Annotated in this window: 23 protein-coding genes; 17 read left to right on the forward strand and 6 right to left on the reverse strand. The window is 58.9% G+C overall.

Annotated features, from left to right (window positions below; all coding sequences use genetic code 11):
- The first annotated feature begins 115 nt into the window (after nucleotides 1–115).
- From KUF73_RS28255 to KUF73_RS28285, 7 genes are all read left to right on the forward strand, one after another.
- Nucleotides 116–1,474 (forward strand): glutamine synthetase family protein, encoded by a 1,359-nt coding sequence (locus KUF73_RS28255; protein WP_218441249.1) that lies wholly within the window; start codon nucleotides 116–118, stop codon nucleotides 1,472–1,474.
- A gap of 58 nt (nucleotides 1,475–1,532) precedes the next feature.
- Nucleotides 1,533–2,897 carry an aspartate aminotransferase family protein gene (locus KUF73_RS28260; RefSeq protein WP_218441250.1) on the forward strand — a complete coding sequence of 455 codons (1,365 nt, stop codon included), beginning with the start codon at nucleotides 1,533–1,535 and terminating at the stop codon, nucleotides 2,895–2,897.
- Between the two features lie 182 nt (nucleotides 2,898–3,079).
- Nucleotides 3,080–4,192 (forward strand): polyamine ABC transporter substrate-binding protein, encoded by a 1,113-nt coding sequence (locus KUF73_RS28265; RefSeq protein WP_218441251.1) that lies wholly within the window; start codon nucleotides 3,080–3,082, stop codon nucleotides 4,190–4,192.
- Between the two features lie 244 nt (nucleotides 4,193–4,436).
- Nucleotides 4,437–5,534 (forward strand): polyamine ABC transporter substrate-binding protein, encoded by a 1,098-nt coding sequence (locus tag KUF73_RS28270; protein WP_218441252.1) that lies wholly within the window; start codon nucleotides 4,437–4,439, stop codon nucleotides 5,532–5,534.
- 73 nt (nucleotides 5,535–5,607) lie between these two features.
- Nucleotides 5,608–6,750 (forward strand): ABC transporter ATP-binding protein, encoded by a 1,143-nt coding sequence (locus KUF73_RS28275; protein WP_218441253.1) that lies wholly within the window; start codon nucleotides 5,608–5,610, stop codon nucleotides 6,748–6,750.
- On the forward strand, nucleotides 6,747–7,667 hold the full coding sequence (locus KUF73_RS28280; RefSeq protein ID WP_371135570.1) for an ABC transporter permease subunit: 921 nt from the start codon (nucleotides 6,747–6,749) through the stop codon (nucleotides 7,665–7,667). The genes KUF73_RS28275 and KUF73_RS28280 overlap by 4 nt, the downstream gene beginning before the upstream one ends.
- Nucleotides 7,664–8,554, forward strand: a complete 891-nt coding sequence (locus KUF73_RS28285) for an ABC transporter permease subunit (RefSeq protein ID WP_218441254.1) — start codon at nucleotides 7,664–7,666, stop codon at nucleotides 8,552–8,554. Before KUF73_RS28280 ends, KUF73_RS28285 begins: the two co-directional genes overlap by 4 nt.
- A gap of 141 nt (nucleotides 8,555–8,695) precedes the next feature.
- Here the strand turns inward: KUF73_RS28285 and KUF73_RS28290 are convergent, their stop codons facing one another.
- Nucleotides 8,696–9,337 (reverse strand): HD domain-containing protein, encoded by a 642-nt coding sequence (locus KUF73_RS28290; RefSeq protein WP_218441255.1) that lies wholly within the window; start codon nucleotides 9,335–9,337, stop codon nucleotides 8,696–8,698.
- 270 nt (nucleotides 9,338–9,607) lie between these two features.
- Between KUF73_RS28290 and KUF73_RS28295 the strand changes: the two genes are divergently transcribed.
- The gene (locus KUF73_RS28295) at nucleotides 9,608–10,573 is read left to right on the forward strand and encodes a GlxA family transcriptional regulator (protein ID WP_218441256.1); all 966 of its coding nucleotides are present in this window, start codon (nucleotides 9,608–9,610) and stop codon (nucleotides 10,571–10,573) included.
- 98 nt (nucleotides 10,574–10,671) lie between these two features.
- On the opposite strand, the gene KUF73_RS28300 is transcribed toward KUF73_RS28295, so the two are convergent.
- Complete coding sequence (locus tag KUF73_RS28300) at nucleotides 10,672–13,083, reverse strand: penicillin acylase family protein (RefSeq protein WP_218441257.1); 2,412 nt, start codon at nucleotides 13,081–13,083, stop codon at nucleotides 10,672–10,674.
- A 111-nt stretch (nucleotides 13,084–13,194) separates the two neighbouring features.
- Nucleotides 13,195–13,776, reverse strand: coding sequence for a DUF6436 domain-containing protein (locus KUF73_RS28305; RefSeq protein ID WP_218441258.1), 582 nt, complete (start codon nucleotides 13,774–13,776; stop codon nucleotides 13,195–13,197).
- Nucleotides 13,777–13,872: 96 nt separating this feature from the next.
- Between KUF73_RS28305 and KUF73_RS28310 the strand changes: the two genes are divergently transcribed.
- Nucleotides 13,873–14,820, forward strand: coding sequence for an alpha/beta hydrolase (locus KUF73_RS28310; RefSeq protein ID WP_218441259.1), 948 nt, complete (start codon nucleotides 13,873–13,875; stop codon nucleotides 14,818–14,820).
- Between the two features lie 18 nt (nucleotides 14,821–14,838).
- Here the strand turns inward: KUF73_RS28310 and KUF73_RS28315 are convergent, their stop codons facing one another.
- Complete coding sequence (locus KUF73_RS28315) at nucleotides 14,839–15,591, reverse strand: DUF2059 domain-containing protein (RefSeq protein WP_218441260.1); 753 nt, start codon at nucleotides 15,589–15,591, stop codon at nucleotides 14,839–14,841.
- A gap of 108 nt (nucleotides 15,592–15,699) precedes the next feature.
- Between KUF73_RS28315 and KUF73_RS28320 the strand changes: the two genes are divergently transcribed.
- Nucleotides 15,700–16,332, forward strand: coding sequence for a 2OG-Fe(II) oxygenase (locus KUF73_RS28320; protein WP_218441261.1), 633 nt, complete (start codon nucleotides 15,700–15,702; stop codon nucleotides 16,330–16,332).
- Between the two features lie 2 nt (nucleotides 16,333–16,334).
- On the forward strand, nucleotides 16,335–16,820 hold the full coding sequence (locus KUF73_RS28325) for a DUF523 domain-containing protein (RefSeq protein WP_218441262.1): 486 nt from the start codon (nucleotides 16,335–16,337) through the stop codon (nucleotides 16,818–16,820).
- Nucleotides 16,821–16,958: 138 nt separating this feature from the next.
- On the opposite strand, the gene KUF73_RS28330 is transcribed toward KUF73_RS28325, so the two are convergent.
- Nucleotides 16,959–17,543, reverse strand: coding sequence for a transporter substrate-binding domain-containing protein (locus KUF73_RS28330; RefSeq protein WP_218441263.1), 585 nt, complete (start codon nucleotides 17,541–17,543; stop codon nucleotides 16,959–16,961).
- Between the two features lie 133 nt (nucleotides 17,544–17,676).
- Here KUF73_RS28330 and KUF73_RS28335 point away from each other — a divergent pair, with 133 nt between their 5' ends.
- Nucleotides 17,677–18,102 (forward strand): DUF4399 domain-containing protein, encoded by a 426-nt coding sequence (locus KUF73_RS28335; protein ID WP_218441264.1) that lies wholly within the window; start codon nucleotides 17,677–17,679, stop codon nucleotides 18,100–18,102.
- A gap of 136 nt (nucleotides 18,103–18,238) precedes the next feature.
- Here KUF73_RS28335 and serA read toward each other — a convergent pair whose 3' ends face one another.
- Nucleotides 18,239–19,468, reverse strand: a complete 1,230-nt coding sequence (serA, locus tag KUF73_RS28340; protein WP_218441265.1) for a phosphoglycerate dehydrogenase — start codon at nucleotides 19,466–19,468, stop codon at nucleotides 18,239–18,241.
- A gap of 204 nt (nucleotides 19,469–19,672) precedes the next feature.
- Here serA and KUF73_RS28345 point away from each other — a divergent pair, with 204 nt between their 5' ends.
- The 5 genes from KUF73_RS28345 to KUF73_RS28365 all read left to right on the forward strand — a co-directional run.
- Nucleotides 19,673–21,067 carry an FAD-binding oxidoreductase gene (locus KUF73_RS28345; RefSeq protein WP_218441266.1) on the forward strand — a complete coding sequence of 465 codons (1,395 nt, stop codon included), beginning with the start codon at nucleotides 19,673–19,675 and terminating at the stop codon, nucleotides 21,065–21,067.
- A 37-nt stretch (nucleotides 21,068–21,104) separates the two neighbouring features.
- A complete protein-coding gene (locus KUF73_RS28350; RefSeq protein ID WP_218441267.1) occupies nucleotides 21,105–21,770 on the forward strand; it encodes a fumarylacetoacetate hydrolase family protein in 666 nt (221 codons plus the stop codon).
- 141 nt (nucleotides 21,771–21,911) lie between these two features.
- Entirely contained in the window at nucleotides 21,912–22,838 is a 927-nt protein-coding gene (locus tag KUF73_RS28355; RefSeq protein ID WP_218441268.1) for an SdiA-regulated domain-containing protein, read from the forward strand.
- A 157-nt stretch (nucleotides 22,839–22,995) separates the two neighbouring features.
- Complete coding sequence (locus KUF73_RS28360; RefSeq protein ID WP_218441269.1) at nucleotides 22,996–23,913, forward strand: SdiA-regulated domain-containing protein; 918 nt, start codon at nucleotides 22,996–22,998, stop codon at nucleotides 23,911–23,913.
- 105 nt (nucleotides 23,914–24,018) lie between these two features.
- Nucleotides 24,019–24,296: transposase (locus KUF73_RS28365; RefSeq protein ID WP_218441270.1), on the forward strand; the 278-nt coding region annotated here is incomplete at its 3' end.

Consider the following 24,296-nt stretch of genomic DNA (forward strand, 5'->3'; position numbering starts at 1 on the left):
GTATCCGAAATGAACACGATAGCCGGTCGCAGACACGCATTACAACGCGACGCCGATGCGTCAAACATTGCCTGATTCTGACAAGCGTCAGGAAACTCAAAGCCTAGAGGCATTTATGAGTCACAACCTCGACCAGCTCACCGATTGGTTGAAAGACCACAAGATCACAGAAGTCGAATGCATGATCGCCGACTTGACCGGGATTACCCGGGGCAAGATTTCGCCGACCAACAAATTCATCGCTGAAAAGGGCATGCGCCTGCCAGAGAGTGTTCTGCTGCAGACCGTGACCGGCGACTATGTCGAAGACGACATCTATTACGAACTGCTCGACCCGGCCGACATCGACATGATCTGCCGTCCCGACCAGAACGCGGTGTTCCTGGTGCCGTGGGCCATCGAGCCTACCGCGCAGGTGATCCATGACACCTACGACAAGCAAGGCAACCCGATCGAGCTGTCGCCGCGCAACGTACTCAAAAAGGTTCTGAAACTCTATTCCGACAAGGGCTGGCAGCCCATTGTGGCGCCGGAAATGGAGTTCTACCTGACCAAACGCAGCGACGATCCGGACTACCCGTTGCAACCGCCAATCGGCCGCTCCGGACGCCCGGAAATCGGTCGCCAATCGTTCTCCATTGAAGCAGCTAACGAATTCGATCCGCTGTTCGAGGACGTCTACGACTGGTGCGAATTGCAGGAGCTGGACCTCGATACATTGATCCACGAGGACGGCACCGCGCAGATGGAAATCAACTTCCGTCACGGTGATGCCCTGTCCCTGGCCGACCAGATCCTGGTGTTCAAGCGCACCATGCGTGAGGCCGCACTCAAGCACAACGTCGCGGCGACGTTCATGGCCAAGCCCATGACCGGCGAGCCGGGCAGTGCCATGCACTTGCACCAGAGCATCATCGACATCGAGACCGGCAAAAACATCTTCTCCAACGACGACGGGACCATGAGCCAGTTGTTCCTGCACCACATCGGTGGCTTGCAGAAACTCATTCCCGAGTTGTTGCCGCTGTTCGCGCCCAACGTCAACTCGTTCCGCCGCTTCCTGCCGGACACCTCGGCACCGGTAAACGTGGAGTGGGGCGAAGAAAACCGCACCGTGGGCCTGCGGGTTCCGGACGCCGGGCCGCAAAACCGTCGGGTGGAAAATCGCCTGCCGGGCGCCGATGCCAACCCGTACCTGGCGATTGCCGCGAGCCTGCTCTGCGGTTACATCGGCATGGTCGAAGGCCTGAACCCAAGTGCGCCGGTGGTGGGTCGTGGCTATGAACGCCGCAACCTGCGCCTGCCACTGACCATCGAAGACGCGCTGGATCGCATGGAAAACAGCGCAACCGTCGAGAAGTACCTGGGCAAAAATTTCATCAAGGGCTACGTCGCGGTCAAGCGAGCCGAGCATGAAAACTTCAAGCGCGTCATCAGTTCGTGGGAACGGGAATTCCTGCTCTTCGCCGTCTGATGCGCCGGCGCCGCTGTTATCGAGCGGCGCTTTCACCTGGTTTTTTTAGGAGATTCGTATGACCAGCAACAACCCGCAAACCCGTGAATGGCAAACCCTGAGCAATGATCACCACCTGGCCCCGTTCAGCGACTTCAAGCAGCTGAAAGAGAAAGGCCCGCGGATCATCACCAACGCCAAGGGCGTTTACTTGTGGGACAGCGAAGGCAACAAGATTCTCGACGGCATGGCCGGTCTGTGGTGCGTGGCGATCGGTTACGGTCGCGACGAACTGGCCGATGCCGCCAGCAAACAAATGCGTGAACTGCCGTACTACAACCTGTTCTTCCAGACCGCTCACCCGCCGGTGCTGGAGCTGGCCAAGGCCATCGCCGACATCGCGCCAGAAGGCATGAACCACGTGTTCTTCACTGGTTCCGGCTCCGAAGGCAACGACACCATGCTGCGTATGGTTCGTCACTACTGGGCCATCAAGGGCCAGCCGAAGAAGAAAGTCATCATCAGCCGCAAGAACGGCTATCACGGCTCCACCGTAGCCGGCGCGAGCCTGGGTGGCATGACTTATATGCACGAACAAGGCGACTTGCCGATCCCGGGCATCGTCCACATCGCCCAGCCGTACTGGTTCGCCGAAGGCGGTGACATGACCCCGGAAGAGTTCGGTGTCTGGGCCGCCAATCAGCTGGAAGAGAAGATTCTGGAAGTCGGCGTGGACAACGTCGGTGCCTTTATTGCCGAGCCGATCCAGGGCGCCGGTGGCGTGATCATTCCGCCAGACACCTACTGGCCGCGCATCAAGGAAATCCTCGCCAAGTACGACATCCTGTTCGTGGCTGACGAAGTGATCTGTGGTTTCGGCCGCACTGGCGAGTGGTTCGGCAGCGATTTCTACGACCTCAAGCCCGACATGATGACCATCGCCAAAGGCCTCACTTCCGGCTACATCCCAATGGGTGGGCTGATCGTGCGCGACGAAGTGGTGGCGGTGCTCAACGAGGGTGGCGACTTCAACCACGGCTTCACTTACTCCGGTCACCCGGTGGCTGCAGCCGTGGCGCTGGAAAACATCCGCATCCTGCGTGACGAAAAAATTATCGAGCACGTTCACGCAGAAACGGCACCGTATTTGCAAAAGCGTCTGCGGGAACTGAACGATCACCCGCTGGTGGGGGAAGTGCGCGGGGTCGGTCTATTGGGGGCAATCGAGCTGGTGCAGGACAAGGCCACTCGCAAGCGTTACGAAGGCAAGGGCGTCGGCATGATCTGCCGCCAGTTCTGCTTCGACAACGGCCTGATCATGCGCGCCGTGGGCGACACCATGATCATCGCTCCACCACTGGTGATCACACCGGCGGAAATCGATGAACTGGTGACCAAGGCCCGCAAGTGCCTGGACCTGACCCTGAGTGCATTGCAAGGCTAAGTGCTAGGCTCTGAGCGGAAGTCTTCTGGAAAAAAACAGGCACTTTCGCTCAGAGAAGTCAGAAAGCAAGGTGTTTCCTTGAAAGACCGACATGGATCTTGCCAGACTAGTCGCGGTTCCAGTTGCCGGGGTTCCGTGGCTGAACAAGTGGATCAAAAAAAGAAAAATTTGGAGCATCACGCATGAAGGCACTAGGTAAAAAGCTCGCTGGCAAGACCCTCCTCGCCATGTCCCTGATGGGCGTGATGGCGGGTGCAGTTCAAGCTGACGACAAGGTTCTGCACGTGTACAACTGGTCCGATTACATCGCTCCGGACACCATCAAGAAGTTCGAAGACGAATCGGGCATCAAAGTCGTCTACGACGTCTTCGACAGTAACGAAACCCTCGAAGCCAAGTTGCTGGCTGGCAAGTCCGGCTACGACATCGTCGTACCGTCGAACAACTTCCTGGCCAAGCAGATCAAGGCTGGCGTTTACCAGAAGCTGGACAAGTCCAAGCTGCCTAACTGGAAAAACCTGAACCCGGACCTGCTCAAGGCCGTATCGGTCAGCGACCCGGGCAACGAACACGCCTTCCCTTACATGTGGGGTTCGATCGGTATTGGCTACAACGCCGAGAAGGTCAAGGCAGCACTGGGCGCCGATGCACCGGTTGATTCCTGGGACTTGATCTTCAAGCCTGAAAACGCCGCCAAGTTGAAGTCGTGCGGTATCAGCTTGCTCGACTCGCCAACCGAGATGATCCCGGTGGCTTTGCACTACCTGGGCCTGCCGACCGACAGCCAGAAGAAAGAAGACATCGACAAGGCTCAGGCACTGATCCTGAAAGTCCGTCCTTCGATCGCCTACTTCCACTCGTCCAAATACATCTCCGACCTGGCCAACGGCAACATCTGCGTGGCCGTGGGTTACTCGGGTGACGTTTACCAGGCCAAGTCCCGCGCGGCTGAAGCCGGTGACAAGGTGAAAGTCAGCTACAACATTCCGAAAGAAGGTGCAGGCAGCTTCTACGACATGGTCGCCATCCCTAAAGATGCCGAAAACGTCGAAGGCGCCTACAAGTTCATGACCTTCCTGCAGAAGCCGGAAATCATGGCTGAAATCACCAACGCCGTACGTTTCCCGAACGGTAACGCGGCGGCCACGCCGTTGGTGGATAAAGACATCACTGGCGACCCGGGCATCTACCCGCCAGCGGACGTACTGGCCAAGCTGTACGCGATTGCCGACTTGCCGGCCGCGACCCAGCGCATCCTGACGCGCAGCTGGACCACGATCAAATCCGGTAAATAAGAAGTAAACCTTGCAGGAGCGAGCTCGCTCGCGATGGTCGTCAACGATAACGCTGGGTGCCTGGCACCCCGCGGTGCTCTCGGGTTCCTCGCGAGCACGCTCGCTCCTACAGGTGTATCTGTATAAAAGTTTTGCTGGAACGGTTTTTCGAGGGTAAGTTGCGCGCCGGTTTTGTTGCTGGGCAGCCATGGCTGTCATGTAACGCGGGGCAACTTGGGCCCAACTAATTTGAGAGGACCTCCACTTGCCTATTTTTTCTATGTTGCGCAATGCCTTGCTGGTCGCTGCCGGGTTGACGCTTGCCGTCAATGTCCAGGCTGCCGGCACTGTGCATATTTATAACTGGTCGGACTATATCGGTCAGACCACCCTGGCAGACTTCCAGAAAGAGACCGGCATCAAACCGGTTTACGACGTCTTCGATTCCAACGAAACCCTGGAAGGCAAGTTGCTGGCCGGGCACACCGGCTATGACGTGGTGGTACCGTCCAACCACTTCCTTGGCAAACAGATCAAGGCCGGTGCTTTCCAGAAGCTCGACAAGTCGCAGTTGCCCAATTATTCGAACCTCGACCCCGTGCTGCTCAAGCGCCTGGAGCAGAACGATCCGGGCAACCTGTACGCTGTGCCGTACCTGTGGGGCACTAACGGCATCGGTTACAACGTCGACAAGATCAAAGCAGTGCTGGGCGTCGACAAGATCGATTCCTGGGGCGTGTTGTTCGAGCCGGAGAATATCAAGAAGCTGAGCAAGTGCGGCGTGGCGTTCCTCGACTCCGCCGATGAAATGATGCCCACCGTCCTTAATTACATGGGCTTGAACGCCAACAGCACCAGTGAGGAAGATTACAAAAAGGCCACTGCCAAGTTGCTGGCTGTGCGGCCTTACGTCACCTACTTCAACTCGTCCAAATACATCACTGACCTGGCCAACGGCGATATCTGCATCGCAATCGGTTTCTCCGGCGACATGTTCCAGGCCAGGAACCGCGCGGCTGAAGCGAAGAAAGGCATCAATATCGCTTACGTCATTCCGAAAGAAGGCGGCGCGCTCTGGTTCGACATGCTCGCGATCCCGAAGGACGCGGCCAACGTCAAACAAGCTCACGCCTTCATCAACTATTTGCTGAAACCTGAGGTGATCGCCCAGGTCAGTGATTACGTCGGCTACGCCAACCCTAACCCTGGGTCGGACAAACTGATGGAAGAGTCCATTCGCACCGACGAAGCGGTCTATCCACCGCAAGAGGTGCTCGACAAGACCTACGTATCGGTCGAGTTACCACCCAAGATTCAGCGTTTGATGACCCGCAACTGGACCACGGTCAAGACGGGTAAATAGCTACAAGGCTCAAACTATCCAAGGTTGGCTCACCTTGAGCGAACTGCACTCTTTTTTTCTGGGAGTTTCGTAAATGGCAGTTGCCTCCGGCGCCTATAAGAAAGCCCTCGAGGGCGACCAGTCACCTAAACAGGTGCTGGTCAAAATCGACCGGGTCACGAAGAAGTTCGACGAGACGATTGCCGTGGACGATGTGTCCCTGGAAATCAAGAAAGGCGAGATCTTCGCCCTGCTCGGCGGTTCGGGATCGGGCAAATCCACCTTGCTGCGCATGCTCGCAGGCTTCGAACGACCGACCGAAGGCAGGATCTTCCTCGATGGCGTAGACATCACCGACATGCCGCCGTACGAGCGGCCGATCAACATGATGTTCCAGTCCTACGCGCTGTTCCCGCACATGACCGTGGCGCAGAACATCGCCTTCGGCCTCAAGCAGGACAAGCTGCCGTCCGCTGAAGTCGATGCGCGCGTGGCCGACATGCTCAAGCTGGTGCAGATGAGCCAATACGCCAAGCGCAAGCCACATCAGTTGTCCGGTGGTCAGCGTCAGCGTGTGGCCCTGGCCCGTTCGCTGGCCAAGCGGCCGAAGCTGTTGCTGCTCGACGAACCGATGGGTGCACTGGACAAGAAGCTGCGTTCGCAAATGCAACTGGAGCTGGTCGAGATCATCGAGCGCGTCGGCGTTACCTGCGTCATGGTGACCCACGACCAGGAAGAGGCCATGACCATGGCCGAGCGCATCGCGATCATGCACCTGGGCTGGATCGCCCAGATCGGCAGCCCGATCGACATCTACGAAACCCCGACCAGCCGCCTGGTCTGCGAATTCATCGGTAACGTCAACATCTTCGACGGTGAAGTGATCGACGATGCCGAAGGCCACGCAACCATCACCTGCAAAGACCTGGATCGCCAGATCTACGTCGGCCACGGCATCAGCACTTCGGTGCAAGACAAGTCTGTGACGTACGCGATCCGTCCGGAAAAACTGCTGGTGACACCGACCCAGCCGACCTGCGAATACAACTGGTCCAGCGGCAAAGTGCACGACATCGCTTACCTCGGCGGGCACTCGGTGTTCTACGTCGAATTGCCGAGCGGCAAGATCGTCCAGTCCTTTGTCGCCAACGCCGAACGCCGCGGCCAGCGGCCGACCTGGGGTGATCAGGTGTACGTTTACTGGGAAGACGACAGCGGCGTGGTACTTCGCTCATGAACATGCGCAAATTCAAACGCCGCCTCAATCGAATAATTCCCGGTGGCCGTCAGATGGTCATCGGGGTTCCGTTCATTTGGCTGTTCCTGTTCTTCATGTTGCCGTTCTTCATCGTCTTGAAGATCAGCTTCGCCGAAGCCGACGTGGCCATCCCGCCGTACACCGAAATCTACAGCTACGCCGAGCAGAAACTCCAGCTGCTGTTGAATCTGGGCAACTACGCGATGCTGGGCGACGACGAGTTGTACATCGCCGCGTACCTTGGCTCGTTGAAGATGGCGCTGATCAGCACCATTCTCTGTCTGTTCATCGGTTACCCGATGGCCTACGCCATTGCCAGCGCTCGCAAAGAGCTGCAAACGGTGCTGGTGCTGCTGATCATGATGCCGACCTGGACCGCGATCCTGATCCGCGTTTACGCGTGGATGGGCATCCTCAGCAACAACGGGCTGCTTAACGGCTTCTTGATGAGCATGGGCTGGATCAACGAACCGCTGCAGATCCTCAACACCAATCTGGCGGTCTATATCGGCGTGGTCTATTCGTACCTGCCGTTCATGATCCTGCCGCTGTACGCCAACCTGGTGAAGCACGATCACAGTCTGCTGGAGGCCGCGTCGGACCTAGGTTCGAGCACGTTCAACAGCTTCTGGAAGATCACCATTCCACTGTCGAAAAACGGCATCATCGCCGGCTGCATGCTGGTGTTCATCCCGGTGGTGGGTGAGTTCGTGATCCCGGAACTGCTCGGCGGCCCGGAAACCCTGATGATTGGTAAAGTGCTCTGGCAAGAGTTCTTCAACAACCGTGACTGGCCGGTGGCGTCCGCCCTGGCGGTGGTGATGCTGGCGATCCTGATTGTGCCGATCATCCTGTTCAACCGCAGTCAGGCCAAGGAAATGGAGGGTAAAGAATGAAGCGCTTCCGTTTCTCCAGCCTGATGCTGGTATTGGGTTTGCTGTTCATCTACGCGCCGATGCTGATCCTGGTGATCTACTCGTTCAACGCCTCGAAACTGGTGACGGTGTGGGGCGGCTGGTCGATCAAATGGTACGTCGGCCTGCTCGACAACACGCAACTGATGGGCTCGGTGGTGCGCTCGCTGGAGATCGCCTGCTACACCGCGGTGGCGGCGGTGGCGCTGGGTACGTTGGCGGCTTTCGTCCTGACCCGTATCACCCACTTCAAGGGCCGTACGCTGTTTGGCGGCCTGGTGACTGCGCCGTTGGTGATGCCGGAAGTGATCACCGGTCTGTCGCTGTTGCTGCTGTTCGTGGCTATGGCGCAGATGATCGGCTGGCCGCAGGAACGCGGCATCGTCACCATCTGGATCGCTCACACCACGTTCTGTGCGGCGTATGTGGCGGTAGTGGTGTCGGCGCGCTTGCGTGAGCTGGACCTGTCCATCGAAGAGGCGGCCATGGACCTCGGTGCGCGGCCGTGGAAGGTGTTCTTCCTGATCACCATTCCGATGATCGCGCCCTCCCTGGGGGCCGGCGGCATGATGTCGTTTGCCCTGTCGCTGGATGACCTGGTACTGGCGAGCTTCGTGTCGGGTCCGGGTTCCACGACCCTGCCGATGGAAGTGTTCTCGGCGGTGCGTCTGGGCGTGAAGCCTGAGATCAACGCCGTGGCCAGCCTGATTCTGCTGGCGGTTTCGATCATGACCTTTTTGGTCTGGTTCTTCAGCCGCCGTGCCGAAGAGAGTCGCAAGCGGGCGATTCAGCAAGCCATCGAGGAAAGCGCTGCCGACTCGTGGAAACAACCGGACGTGCGCCGCGCGCAGGCGCCGGAAGCGGCTTGAGCAATACTGGGTTGACCTCATCATCGAGTTCAACCCAAATTCAAAATGTAGGAGTGAGCCTGCTCGCGATTACGGATTGTCAGCCACTTAATTGTTGCCTGACACACCGCTATCGCGAGCAGGCTCGCTCCTACAGTTGCTTTATGCAGTCCAAGGGGATTTGCGGATGATCTCGACGAAGTTCATCGGCTTGAACCCCGGTTCGCTGTCCACCAGCACATCCGCGTTCACCGTACCGAACGTAGTGTCCGGCTTGTGTTTGAAGCCATTGGCGAACGCACAGAGAATGCATTCCTTGAACCCTTCGCCCCGTGGATGTGCATGCACCACTGCCTCGCGTTGCTCGGTAGGAAACGCCGCGTAGTCGATACCCAGCACATCCATTTCAACACCCGCGGTCACCAGTGCCACGTTAGGGCGCAGGTGGTGCACCACATTCGGTGTGGTGTGCAGGGCGATCGATAACCACACCTGTTCGATATCGTCGTCCGAAAAGCCGTAGGGCTGGAGGAACGCTTTGGCGGCGTTGGCGCTGTCGACTTCGAAACGCTCGCTGTCAGTGCGATGACCTTCCACTAGGCCCAGGTCATGGAACATCGCGCCGACGTACAACAGCTCCGGGTTGTAGGCCAGTTGCTTGCGCTCGCCGCTCAGTGCGCCGAACAGAAATACCCGGCGCGAGTGGTGATAGAGCAGATCGGATTCGATATCGCGAATGTATTCGGTGGTGGCTTTGGCCAACGCGCTGTCGGGGATTTTGATGCCGGCAATGGTGGTGCTCATGGGCGTTTCCTCTGAGTGAACGCCGTGTCGGCGCTGAGGGGTTCAGTCTGTTCGCCTGCCCGAAACCGGACAATCGATCCATGGCTGCGATCCCGGCCAATGAACATGCATATCGCGCCAACCTCGCTTGTTAGGCCGGGATTGGCTAGGGTTGGTGTTCGATGGGCCCGAAAAGATCGCAGCCTTCGGCAGCTCCTGCATGGGATTGCATTCACTGTAGGAGCTGCCGAAGGCTGCGATCTTTTTCCTCTTTGAAGGTGAATTTTAACCATGCAAAAAACCGTTGCCATCGTGGTGTTCGCCGGCGTGCAGTCGCTAGACGTTACCGGCCCCATGGATGTGTTTTCCGAGGCCAATCGGTTCCTTGCGCCGGAGGATCACTATCGGCTGGAGGTGATTGGTGTCGGGCGCGCAATGATGGCGTGCTCCAACGGGCTGGCGCTGAACGCCCATCGGCATTTCAGCGACGCACTTCAGGCCTACGACCTGTTGCTGGTGGCCGGTGGTCCGCAGTTGCCGTTCATGGATTTCGGCGCGGTGTTCGATGCCTGGCTGCGCGATGCCTGTGCACGCGCTAATCGCTTCGGTTCGATTTGCAACGGCGCGTTCATGCTGGCCCGTGCGGGTTTGCTGGAAGGGCGGACAGTGACCACCCATTGGAGCGATGCCGCAGCACTGGCTGCGCTGTGCCCGTCGACGCAGGTCGAGGCTGATCGCTTGTACGTGCAGGACGCCGAGCTTTACACCTCGGCGGGTGTCACGGCGGGGATCGACTTGTCGCTGTACCTGCTGGGTCGCGACCACGGACCGGAAGTCGCGCTGAGCGTGGCCAAGCGGCTGGTGGTATTCACCCAGCGTTCGGGCGGCCAGTCACAGTTCAGCCCGTTCCTCACACCCCACGCCGAGCCGGCATCAGCGGTGGCGTTGGTTCAGCACTATGTGTTGGCCAACCTGACCGGCGACCTGACCATCGCCGACCTGGCCAATGCCGCCAACATGAGCGCGCGTAACTTTTCCCGAGTGTTTGCCAAGGAAGCGAAAATCACCCCGGCCGAATTCGTCGAGCGGGCGAGGGTGGATGCGGCACGGGTGATGCTGGAAAGCACCCGTTCACCGCTCAAGACGGTGGCTTATCAGTGTGGTTTTCGTGATGCCCAGCACATGCGCAGTGTGTTCAACCGCAGGCTTGGGGTAACGCCGCAGCAGTTCCGATTGAATTTTGCGGCGATGGTTTGAGTGTTGATAAATTGAAGATCAAAAGATCGCAGCCTGCGGCAGCTTCCACAGGAGCACGCATTCCCAAGGAGCTGCCGCAGGCTGCGGTCTTTTGACTTTCAAGGATTGCCCCGCGCCGGCAACAACTTCAACGTACTACGCGTATTCGCTGTCACCTCTTCATCATTGAGATGCGCCTGGAAATAAACCCCCTCGACATACGCCTCGGCCTGATCGTCATAGTGGCTGTCGAACGACACGCCGCTCTGGCCAACCGGGTTGACGGTCAGGCTGTGGGTCGGGTCAGCGAAGTCGATCAGGCGCCGGGTCGACGGGCCGTAAGTCACTGGCCAAGGTGCCGGGCCGATCTTGGCTGACAGATTGTTTGGCACTTCATGAGTACCGGGCGCGGCAAATGGGCCGACGTTGAATATCCGGTCCAGCGGCTTCTGCTGCCCCAACGGATGGCCGTGGGTCAGGGTATGCGCCTTGCCCCACTGCCATTGCGTGGAATCTGCCCCCAGCGTGGTTTTGAGGTGAGCAATGCTGGCCTGCCATGCCGCCTTGACCGTATCGGCGCGGGTTTCCTTGCCGAGGGTGTTGCGGTTATCCCACCACGGTGAGTCTGGGTTGGCTGCCAGGCGCGGCAGCGCGGCATCGATCACCCGGGTCGAGAGCAGCGTTTCGAAAAAGTCGTTGCCCAACTCATCGTGCATTGCCGCGTCGGCCAGGTTGAACAGGAACTGGTTGAACAGCGTGGCGCTGGTGGATTCCAGCGGGTAGTCACCTTGCCACTGGGCCAGTTGCTCGACCAGTTTGAGTTCGGCGGGATCGCTCACCACTTCACGCAACACCGGCAGCAACGGTGCCAACACACGCGGGCCATAAGCGGTGGTGGTGCCCAGTTGCAGCTTCTGACTGGCCTCCAGGTCCCACTTGATGCTCTTGTCGCTAAGCTGACGATTGAGCTGCTGACCACGGTCGGCCAGGTTGTAGTAACCAGGAATCTCCATGCCCGTCGGCGACACCGGCTGGAAGTTGGCCGAGACGATGTAACCCCGTGCCGGGTTCTCTTCCTGCGGGTTGGCGCTGAAGGGGTAGAAGCCGTCCTTGTCGGCGTCGGTGGTGCTGCCGTCGAGGATGAACCACGGGCGCACACCTGCTGGACGTTTTGGCAATTGCGCTGCCGCCCACCAGCCGATGTCGCCCTTGGCGTTGGCCCAGACGATGTTCAGGCCGGGGGCCTGGATCTTGGCAGAAGCGCTGCGGGCCTTGGCCAGGGTGTCGGCGCGGTTGAGCTGGTAGAAGCCCTCAATTATCGGGTTCTGGCTTTCGAGAAAGCCCCACCACATGGCGATCGGCGTCTTGCCGACGCCGCTGCCCAACGCATCGTTGACGATCGGGCCGTGGGGCGACTGGCGCAGCACCAGCGTGACCGGTGCCTGGCCCTTGACCGCGATTTGCTGTTCGCTGGTCACCATGTCCACCCACTTGCCGCGATACCAGACCTGATTGGCGTTGTCCGGGTTGACCGTCTCGGCAATCAGGTCGAGGTCGTCGTTCTGGAACATGGTGATGCTCCAGCCGAAGTCACGGTTCATGCCCAGCGAGGCGAACGGCATCAGTGCCTGGTAGTGGCCGTAGAGTTCGAAACCCGGCGCCGACAGCTGCGCTTCGTACCACACCGACGGCGCAGAGAAGCGGATATGCGGGTCACCGGCCAGCAGCGGCTTGCCGCTTCTGGTTCGACTGCCGGAAACGACCCAGGCGTTGCTGCCTTCGAACTGTGGCAGGCCGTTATCGGCCAGCACCTGTTCACTGAGGCGGGCGAGGGCGTTGAGATCTTTCCAGTCGGTGCTGGCGAGAGACAGCGGGGCGTCGTTGTGTTGTTTCGCCAGGACGCCCTTGGGCTGCCAGTCGAGATCGAACACGTTCAGGTAGTCGGCACCTAACTGATCGCGCACGTAAGTCAGCAGCGGCTCGGTGCGAAATGCCGCGGCAAAACTGTAGGCCATGTAACCGGCGATGCTGATGGTGTCCTGGGTCGTGAACGGGCGCTTGGGAATGCCCAGTACATCGAACTCCACGGGTTTGGCGTGGCTGTCCTGATACTGGTTGATGCCATCCAGGTAGGCTTGCATGGCAATGAAGGCGGGGGATTGTTTGTCCAGATTCGCCAGGTAGGTTTCGGCGCGCTCGCGAATGCGCAGGCTACGCATCAACTTGTCGGTGTCGAGCAATTTGGGCCCTAGCACCTCGGCCAGTTCGCCACGGGCGAGGCGGCGCAGCACTTCCATCTGGAACAGACGGTCCTGGGCATGGACATAGCCGAGGGCGCGATACAGGTCGGTTTCGTTTTCGGCGCGGATGTGCGGGATGCCGCGCTCGTCGTAGCGCACGGTGACCGAACCTTGCAGGTGTTGCAGTTCCACCATGCCCTGACGTGTCGGCTGCTTGCTGTAGACGTACCAGCCGGCGCCTGCGGCGAGTGCGACGATCAGCAAACCGAGAGCGGTCAGGCTACGTTTCATGGTGTCTCCTTGTTGTTATAAGTGGCAGCAATTCCCTGGTGCGACTGTTTAACACGGCAGGTCGATTTGGCCCATCGCCCGTAGGAGGGATTCGTATTGCTGCGTTTTTCCTTACTTCGTTGAATCGACCGGCCACGGGCAGTAACAACCTACCGCCAGTGTGTGCGTGGCACTCACTTCACGACCTTCATTCAGCGCTTTCAGAATGGGTTCGATAAAACTGTTACTGGAATTGCAGGTCAGGCCTTCGCTGTAGGGGCCGAAGTACGCAAGCTTGCCGCTGCGATCCCAGATCGCCACGGCTGGGCTGGCGGGGATTTCTTCGGAGCCGGGAAAGACCGTGAGGGGTTTCAGGCTGCTCAAGGTGCTGGGCAATTGGCCGTGGCTGCCGGGTTTTTGCACCGAGTAAAACTCAACGCCCTGCGGTCCATACTGCGCGACCAGCTCGCCGAGGTGTTGTTGATTGCCGACATTGCACGGGCAGGCCGGGTCCCAAAAGTGCACGAGACGGATGGCACCGGGGCCGGCCAGGGTGTCGGGCAGGCGCAGTGGATCGCCGGAAAACAGCGCCGTGTGCTCGCTGAACGCTCGCAGGTAGCGCCCCTGAAACCAGTCGTAAGCCGCCCACAATACCCCGGCGCACACAATGACAAGCAGGCTGGCAAACAGTGTGGCGCGGTAGCGCGAGCGCATGGGGTCACTCCTTGAGGATCGGCTAGCTTGCCATGCTTGCCGCGACAGATGAATATCGCAGGTCCATAAAGTCCGTTTCCCGCTTTGGAATAATCCATGTCTGCCACCTTCGACCCCGATCATCTGCGCGCCAGCCTGCGGCCATTGGTCGAGGGGCAGCCGCTGTCAGCCGAGGCGCAGGCCTATCAACGGTTTTACGGGCTGGATTTCCCCTCGCGCAACGTTCGCAGTGGCCTGGGGCGTTTTCAGGTCGACGGTTATGAAGTAGTCAGCCAGGTCTGGTGGCCGGAGCGGGCGAAGGCGACGTTGTTCGTGTTCCACGGTTTCTACGATCACACCGGGCTCTATCGGCACGTGATCGAATGGGCGCTGGATCAGGGGTTTGCCGTGATCGCCTGCGACCTGCCGGGGCATGGTTTGTCCAGTGGCGAACGGGCAAGCATCAAGGATTTCGCCGAGTACCAGGACACTCTGCAAGGGTTGTTTGCCGAGGCACTATCCCTCGATCTGCCGCAACCGTGGCACCTGTGCGGGCAAAGCACCGGCGGGGCGATCGTGATCGATCATGTGCTCAATGCAGGAGTGAACAGTCCGGCCCAGGGCCAGGTGATTCTGTTGGCGCCGTTGGTGCGACCGCGAGCGTGGGGCTGGTCGCATTTGAGCTACTACCTGATGAGACCTTTCGTAAAGGCCATCGCTCGGCGTTTCAGCGAGAACTCCAACGACCCGGATTTCTTGCCGTTCCTGCAAGCCGATCCGTTGCAGCCGCTACGTCTGCCAACGGCCTGGGTCGGAGCGCTGGCACGCTGGATCAAACGCGTCGAAGCCGCACCGGCCAGCCCCCGGCGACCGCTGATTGTGCAGGGGCAAGCCGACATGACGGTGGATTGGCAGCATAACCTTGAGGTGTTGCGGGCGAAGTTCGATAGGCCCCAGGTGTTGATGCTGCCTGAGGCGCGGCATCATTTGGCGAATGAAGTGCTGGCGTTGCGGGGGGAGTATTTCGGATTTTTGAGCAAGCGAATGAGTCGTCAGAATCGGTAAGGCGAGATCTTTTCTAGTTCACTGGCTGAGGTTGGAAGTGCTCTGCCCCACCGCCAACCCTGCTCGAATCGCCGCCAGCGCCGCCTGGTAATAAGCCTTGCCCTCCGCCGACTCGGCAAACGTGGCGAATTCTTCCAGCTCTTCATCCGACAGGTCGCGATAGACATAAAGCAGTGTGTTGTTCAGGTCGCTGCCGATCTGGTCCATCAATCGCTGACGCTGCCCATTCAACATGCCTTGAGCCTGACCGGCACCGAGCAGGCCGGGGATCATCGAGCTCAGGCTGTCCGCCGCAACCCCGGCAATGGCCAGGCTGACTTCTGCGCCGGCCTCGCGAGCGGGCAGGGCCTGGGCCAGATGGCCGATGATCAACAGGCGGCTGTCGCTGGCTTGCATCTTGGGCAGGCCCTGGGCGTTTTTCGCCAGTTGATCGCGGCGAGTCGCGAGCAATTCAGCGGCGACAATTTTCTTGCCCAGAGGTGATTGGAAGAACGCCAGTGCCGGTTTCGGATCGGCGAGGTTCTTGCGCAGTTGCGATTCGGCGCGCTGGTCTACCGACTTGGGGTCAAAACGCTGGTTGCTGTTGTTGACCAAGGCCTGGAACACCGCCGGTGGCAGGCTGCTTTGATAGCGTTGCTGAGCGGCCGAAAGGGCGTCGTTGAAATGCGCGCGTTGTTCTGGCCAGCCGGCGACCTTGTACAACTGGTCGTGGCCGTCTGCCCAAGCGGGCAAAACGCAGAACATCAGCAGGGCGAAAAGCAAACGGCGCATAGGGACTCCTGTCAGCAGGCGACTATTCTCCGTGTGGCATAAGGTCTTGTCGAGAATTCGTATCAACCCGCTGCGTGGCTCTGTCGGATTTTCAGGCGCAGGAATACTATGCGCGCCATGCAAATACCTTCTGATCACCCGTTGCTGTTACGAATCGTCGATGACCTGGCTGCCAACGGCTGGTCGCAGCAAAATATTTTCCTGCCTCTGGATCTGACCCGGACATTGGCGGCCGAGTGCCGTAAACGTGCCGCCGAGGGTGAGTTGGCCCCCGCAGCGGTCGGACGTGGGCCGTCTTCGGAGATTCGCGAGGGGATTCGCGGTGATCATATCCAGTGGATCGAGCCGGGCCAGGTTGAGGCTTGCGACAGCTATCTAAGCTTGATGGACAGCCTGCGGGAGGCGATGAACCGCGATCTGTTCCTGGGCCTGGAAGATTTCGAAAGCCATTTCGCGATGTACCCGCCCGGTGCGTTCTACCTCAAGCACGTCGACCGCTTTCGCGATGACGACAAGCGGATGGTGTCGGCGGTGGTCTACCTCAATGACGCCTGGCTGCCCGAGCACGGCGGCCAGTTGCGCATGTACCTGGGCAATGATCGCGCCTATGACGTGCAGCCTACGGGTGGATGTCTGGTGGTGTTCCTGTCGGGTGAAGTCCCCCATGAAGTCCTGCCCGCAACCCGCGAACGCCTGTCATTGACCGGCTGGTTTCGGCGTCGGGGTAACGAGCCGTTCTGATCATGCAGAAAATTCTGGTAAGTCGCTGCCTGTTGGGTCACCGCGTACGTTACGACGGCGGGGCCAGTGGGCCGTTCGATCAGCTTCAGGTATGGCTCGATGAAGGTCGGGTCGTGCCGCTGTGCCCGGAAGTTGCCGGCGGGTTGCCGACACCACGGGCGGCTGCGGAGATTCCCGGCGGGCAGGGCGGTGAAGTGCTGGACGGTCAGGCGTTGGTGATCACGACCGAGGGCGAGGACGTCAGCGCGCAGTTTCTTTCCGGGGCCAATCAAGCGTTGGAATTGGTGCACAAGCACGGTATCCGCATTGCCGTGCTTAAGGCCAACAGCCCGTCTTGCGGCAATCTGCTGACCTATGACGGGACGTTCAGCGGGGTGAAAGTCAGAGGCGAGGGCGTGACGGCGGCGTTGCTCAAGCGCAATGGCGTGCAAGTCTTCAGTGAGCTGGAACTGGCTGAAGCGGCGGCTACCTTGGCTGCGCAGGATTAACAGACAACTCAACACCCTGTAGGAGCGAGCCTGCTCGCGATGGGGTCATAACAGTCAACATCGATGTTGAATGTCAGTCCGCTATCGCTAGCAGGCCAGCTCCCACAGGTTTGGCTTTCACTTCAGATTTTTAGAGGGTCAGGGCTTCGGCATCTCACCCGACTCCGCCCCAAACCACTTCTCCTCCAGCGCCGCCAGCCGGCCATCCGCCTTGATCCGCTGCAATGCGTTTTCCAGGCTGGCATGAAATGCCGGATTACCTTTCTGAAACGGAATCGCCAAGCTCACAGTCGGCGCGGTTTTGGGCTTCTCTTCTGTCAGCGATTGCACCAGCAGCATCGAGCGCGGCTCTTCTTTTTGTGCGATCAATTGCGCACTGGTTTGAATGTAAGGCCCGCTGAAGTCGAAACGATCCTTGAGCGCCGAGGTCTCTGTTATGTGGTTGATGGCGATGTCGTACTTGCCGCTTTCAACACCGGTCAACAAATCGCCGGAGTCGGTCACGACAAAGTCGGCCCGCACTTCCAGTTCGTCGGCCAGCAGTTGGCCCAGCTCAACTTCGAAGCCCTCAAGCTTGTCGTCTTTCTTGAAATTGAAGGGGGGTGTATTAGCCTCAAGGGCAATGCGCAGTTCGCCGCGGTCGTTTACATCGTCAATCAGTTCGGCATGAGCCAAGGGGCTCAAAAGGGGTAGCAGGCAGATCAAGCCAGGCAAAAAGCGCATGGTCACTCCTTGAATTCATTATCGCGACGCTTTGTTCAGGTTCGCTTTGCTATGGTTGTCGAGTGCCTTCGACAACGATTGACCATGAAGTTGTGATGGTCACGCGGATTTTACGGAAAAATTGGAGAAGAGAATGAAAACCTTTATGTCACGTGCTGCTTTGGCTGGCCTGTTGATGGGCGTTTCGGTGCTGGCCAGTGCGGCCACGCCGGCACCTGCGGGCGCTGAAGTGTCCATCGTTTCTCCCGCGGACGGTGCGACGGTTCCGCAGACGGTCGTCGTCAAGTTTGCTGTCGAGAACGTTTCGTTGGCGCCGGCAGGCGATGTCACCCCCAACACCGGTCACCACCACCTGCTGATTGATGTCGACAAGTTGCCCGCCGCAGGTCAGCCGATCCCGGCGGATGCCAACCACATACATTTCGGCAAGGCGCAAACCCAGGCTGAAGTTACGCTGACTCCGGGCAAACACACTTTGCAGCTGGAACTGGGCGACAGCGGCCACATGCCGTTCGATCCGCCAATCGTCTCGAAGAAGATCACCGTAAACGTCAAATAACGTTCTGGTGCATACAAAAAAGGGAGCCCGAAGGCTCCCTTTTTTACAGCGTTGGGCACCCATAATGACGTGGGCAGTCTGGGTGCCCGTGGTGTCCGCACGTTTTTCGCGAGCAGTGCTCGCTCCTGCAGTGCTCTTAGAACAACACGCGGCTACGGATAGTGCCGTTGATGTGCTGCAGCTTCTCTTGCGCCAGGTCCGAGTACTCGGCGTCTACGTCGATCACCACGTAGCCGACTTTCTCGTTGGTCTGCAGGAACTGACCGGAAATGTTGATGCCGTTTTCGGCGAAGACCTTGTTGATCTCGCTCATCACACCCGGGATGTTTTCGTGAATGTGCAGCAGACGGTGCTTGCCAGGGTGAGCCGGCAGAGCCACTTCCGGGAAGTTTACGGACGATACCGACGTACCGTTGTCGCTGTACTTGACCAGCTTCTCGGCCACTTCCAGACCAATGTTGGCCTGCGCTTCGGCAGTGGAGCCACCGATGTGCGGGGTCAGGATGACGTTGTCCAGGCCACGCAGCGGGCTTTCGAACTCTTCGTCGTTGGAGCGTGGCTCCACCGGGAATACGTCGATGGCCGCGCCGATCAGGTGCTTGTCCTTGATGGCAGCCGCCAGGTGGTCCAGCTCGACCACGGTGCCGCGCGCGGCGTTGATCAGGATGCCGCCCTTCTTGATGGCGCGGATTTCCTTCTCGCCCATCATCCACTGGGTCGCAGCGGTTTCCGGTACGTGCAGGGTCACGATGTCGGACATGGCCAACAGCTCGTGCAGGTTGCCGACCTGGGTGGCGTTACCCAGTGGCAGCTTGGTCACGGTGTCGTAGAAGTACACCTGCATGCCCAGGCCTTCAGCCAGGACCGACAGTTGAGTACCGATCGAGCCGTAACCGACGATGCCCAGCTTCTTGCCGCGGATTTCAAAGGAGTTGGCTGCGCTCTTGATCCAGCCGCCACGGTGGCAGGAAGCGTTTTTCTCAGGGATGCCGCGCAACAACAGGATCGCTTCGGCCAGCACCAGCTCGGCTACGGAGCGGGTGTTGGAGTACGGTGCGTTGAACACGGCAATACCGCGTTCGCGGGCCGCGTCCAGGTCGACCTGGTTGGTGCCGATGCAGAAACACCCAACCGCCACGAGCTTCTTCGCGTGATCGAAGATTTCTTCGGTCAGTTGAGTGCGGGAGCGAATGCCGATGAAGTGAGCATCAGCGATCTTTTCCTTGAGCTGGGCTTCCGGCAGAGAACCTGTGAGGTACTCGATGCTGGTGTAGCCCGCCGCCTTGAGGACGTCGACAGCCGATTGGTGGACGCCTTCGAGAAGAAGGAACTTGATCTTGCTCTTATCGAGAGAAGTCTTGCTCATCTGCGTAAACCTGTATCCCGGAGAAAAATGGCAGGAGATAGCCAGCAGACGCTGACCCGGACGGCACGACAGCCGTCACCGCAGAATAGCCGTTGGGCACTATGCTGCGGGGTCGGTATGCTAGCATATGCGCCCCGCTAAACACTCATTCCTGCGACGTGAAGCGTTCTCAGGATGACCATGAATTGTTCGAGAGTTCTGTCGATGACCAATCCTGCCCTGATTGATGAGCTGAAGACCCTGGTTGAGCCTGGCAAGGTGCTGACCGATGCCGACTCCCTGAATGCTTACGGTAAGGATTGGACCAAGCATTTCGCCCCGGCCCCGACCGCCATCGTGTTCCCCAAGACCACCGAGCAGGTCCAGGCGATTGTCCTGTGGGCCAATAAACACAAGGTTGCGCTAGTGCCGTCCGGCGGTCGCACCGGGCTTTCCGCCGCTGCCGTGGCAGCCAATGGCGAAGTGGTTGTGTCGTTCGACTACATGAACCAGATCCTCGACGTGAACATGACTGACCGCACCGCCGTATGTCAGCCGGGCGTGGTCACCGAGCATTTGCAGAACGTTGCCGAAGACAAAGGCCTGTACTACCCGGTGGACTTCGCTTCGGCAGGTTCGAGCCAGATTGGCGGCAACATCGGCACCAATGCCGGCGGGATCAAGGTGATTCGCTACGGCATGACCCGTAACTGGGTCGCCGGCATGAAAGTCGTCACCGGCAAGGGCGACGTGCTGGAACTGAACCGCGACCTGATCAAGAACGCCACCGGTTACGACCTGCGGCAGCTGTTCATTGGTGCTGAAGGCACGCTCGGTTTTGTGGTCGAAGCGACCCTGCGCCTGGATCGTGCGCCGAAAAACCTTACCGCGATGGTCCTCGGCACCGCCGATTTCGACTCGATCATGCCGGTATTGCATGCGTTCCAAAGTAAGCTCGACCTGACTGCCTTCGAATTCTTCTCCGACAAAGCGCTGGCCAAGGTCATGGGTCGTGGCGATGTGCCGGCTCCGTTCGAAACCGATTGCCCGTTCTATGCGCTGCTGGAATTCGAAGCGACGACCGAAGAAGTGGCCAACCACGCGCTGGAAACCTTCGAGCACTGCGTCGAGCAAGGTTGGGTGCTGGACGGCGTGATGAGCCAGAGCGAAACCCAGTTGCAAAACCTGTGGAAGTTGCGGGAATACATCTCCGAAACCATTTCCCACTGGACACCGTACAAGAACGACATCTCGGTCACCGTGTCGAAAGTCCCGGCATTTTTGAAGGAAATCGACGCGATTGTCGGCGAACACTATCCGGATTTCGAAATCGTCTGGTTCGGTCACATCGGCGACGGCAACCTGCACTTGAACATCCTCAAGCCGGATAACCTGAGCAAGGACGAGTTCTTCGCCAAGTGCGCCACCGTCAACAAGTGGGTGTTCGAAACCGTCGAGAAGTACAACGGTTCGATTTCCGCCGAACACGGCGTGGGCATGACCAAGCGTGATTACTTGACCTACAGCCGTTCGCCGGTTGAGATCGAGTACATGAAAGCGGTAAAAGCAGTGTTCGACCCGAACGGCATCATGAACCCGGGCAAGATTTTCGCTGTTTGACTTTCGAACTTAAGCGCTACGAACCAGGAGTCGGTCAATGAGCTATCAGCACCAGTATGTCGACGGTACGCGTATTCATTTCCCGTTGGGGAAAGTGGTGTGCATCGGCCGTAACTACGCCGAGCACGCCAAGGAACTGGACAACCCGGTGCCTACCGAGCCGCTGTTGTTCATCAAGCCGGGCAGTTGCGTGGTGCCGCTGGAAGGTGGCTTCAGCATTCCGACCGAGCGTGGCTCGGTGCATTACGAGGCAGAAATCGCGGTGCTTATCGGCAAGCCGTTGTCGACCAAGCCGAGCCGTGAAGAAGTGCTTGATGCCATCTCCGGTTTTGCCCCGGCCCTGGACTTGACCTTGCGTGACAAGCAGGCCGAGCTGAAATCCAAGGGCCTGCCGTGGGAAATCGCCAAGTCCTTCGACGGTGCGGCGGTGATTGCGCCGTTCGTGGTGGGCAGCACCTTTGCCGACCTGACCGACATCGGCATCCGCCTGACCATCAATGGCGAAGTGCGCCAGGACGGCAACAGCAGCGTCATGCTCAACCCGATTGTGCCGATGATTCAGCACATGGCCGGCTGCTTTTCGCTGCAGGCCGGTGATGTGATCCTGACCGGCACGCCGGTGGGTGTAGGCCCGCTGAATGTCGGTGATGAGATTGTGCTGGAGTTGCCAGGCGCCAGCCGCTTCACCAGCAGCGTCCGCTAACCCAAAGCAAGCCTCTGTAGGAGCGAGCTTGCTCGCGATGGACGTCAACGATAACGCGTGCTTGCTGCATGAACGCGTTGTTCTGACGCTTTTCGCGAGCAAGTTCGCTCCTGCGATCAACTCCCCTGGAACGCATCCCTGATGGCCACCCAACCGCTGTCCACGCTAAAAACTGCCCGCCGTTCGCGCTTCGCCATGCGTTGGTATTCCTGGCTATTGCTGGTCGTCGCTGTCGCGTATGGCCTCGCGTTTGTCATGCACTGGGATTCCCGTGGCGTACTTTGGGTGAAAGAACAATTCAAAAGCCCGGCCGAGCGCGAGGCAAGCATCTGGCTTCCGGGTTATCGGGCGGTGATCGATGCCAAGCCGTTGCCAGGCATGGAGAAGGACGAAGCGTCGGACCTGGCCTATGACCCCCAGACCAAAACCCTGTTTTCGGTGATGGGCAAGAACCCGTTTCTGGTCGAGTTGACGTTGCAGGGTGACGTGCTGCGCAAAATGCCGCTGGTGGGCTGGAGCAACCCGGAAGGTGTCACCGTGCTCGGTAACGGCTTGCTGGCCATTGTCGATGAGCGCGAACACCTGATTACGATCGTCAAGGTCGATGCCGATACTCGCGAATTGAATATCGCCAATTTCCCGAAGTACGACCTCGGGCCGTCGAAAGACCAGAACAAGGCGTTCGAAGGCGTCACCTGGGATTCGCGCAATCAGCAATTGTTGCTGGGCGAAGAGCGTCCACCTGCTTTGTTCGCCTGGAAAGGTGACGGGAAGATGCTGACGGGTGACAAATTGAAGATGGCCAGCCATGCACTGGACATGCGCAACCTGTCGGCCCTGGCCATTGATCCGCGGACCGGCCACATGCTGGCGCTGTCCGCTGACTCGCACCTGTTGCTGGAGCTGGACAAAAAGGGCGAGCAGGTCAGTTTCATTGCGCTGTTGGGCGGCTTCAATGGCCTGAAAAATACTATTCCCCGCGCCGAAGGCGTGACCATGGACGAGGCCGGCACGCTGTACATGGTGAGCGAGCCGAACCTGTTTTACCGCTTCGAAAAACAACGCTAACCCTGTAGGAGCTGCTGCAGGCTGCGATCTTTTGATCTTGTTTTTAAAAAGAAAGATCAAATGATCGCAGCCTGCGGCAGCTCCTACATGGCCATTAAGCTTCAATTCAGACAGGCGTGATATTTCATCCGCCTGTTTTGATTCCGAGCCCACCCGAATGCGTCGATTCGCCCGCCCCAAACCCCTGATTCTGATCCTGTCGGTGATTGTGCTGATCGCACTGGTCTCGCTCGGTCAATACCTGCGCCTGTTCGAACGCGCCTGGTTCAACCTGTATACGCTTTGGCAGCCGATGAGCACCCAGTCCATCGGTCTGGATCAGTATCAGGTGGTTTTGGAGGGGCAGGTCATTGAAGGGTTGGAAGACGATGTTTCTGCCCTGACGTACGATCCGGTGCGCAAAAGCCTGTTTACCGTCACCAATAAAAACGCCGAGCTGATCGAATTGTCTCTCGACGGCAGGATCTTGCGTCGCGTGGCGTTGATCGGTTTCGGTGATCCGGAGGCCGTGGAGTTCATCAGCGCCGACACCTACGTGGTCACTGACGAAAGCCAGCAGCGCTTGATCAAGATTCATCTGGAGCAGGGCACCACCTTCCTCGATGCGGCGGACGCCGAACAGATGACCCTCGGCGTACACATGAGCGGCAACAAGGGGTTTGAAGGGTTGGCTTACGACTCAGTGGGCAAGCGGCTGTTTGTCGCCAAGGAGCGCGACCCGATGCTGATCTATGAAGTGCATGGTTTTCCGCACTTCAACCCGGAAAAATCCTATGCAGTGCATGTGATCAACAACCCCAAGCGCGATGCCGGGATGTTCGTGCGCGACCTGTCGAGCCTGCAATATGACGAGCGCAGCGGTCACTTGCTGGCATTGTCGGACGAATCGCGGTTGATTCTGGAACTGGATGTGGATGGGCGACCGATGAGCACCCTGTCGCTGAACAAGGGGCGTCAGGGATTGCAGAAGAGCGTGCCGCAGGCGGAAGGCATCGCGATGGATGACGACGGTACGATGTACCTGGTGAGCGAGCCGAATTTGTTCTACGTCTTCAAGAAACCATCACAACCCTGAAACACCGCAAGCCAATTGTAGGAGCGAGCAAGCTTGAACTGGCCTAATGATTTTGGACACTTCAATCGGGCGCTATGATGGCGCCCAAATCTGAGGTGTTTGGATATGCGTAAATCTTATTCGAGAGAGTTCAAGCTCAAGGCCGCCAGCATGGTGCTGGATGAAGGGCAGTCAGTTCCCGACGTCTGTGCCAGTCTGGATATTGGCCCTACCGCCTTGCGCCGCTGGGTCGATCAGGTTCGTAAAGAGCGCTTGGGTTCGACCCCGCCGGGGGCCAAGGCGMTSMMRGCCAAGGGGCATCGTGTCGGGCGGCATATGGCTCGCAGTTTGATGCGCGAAGCCGGTGTTGCCAGTCATCAGCGGCGGCGGCATAAGTACAAATC

Source organism: Pseudomonas sp. PD9R, from assembly GCF_019200975.1.
Lineage (GTDB): Bacteria > Pseudomonadota > Gammaproteobacteria > Pseudomonadales > Pseudomonadaceae > Aquipseudomonas.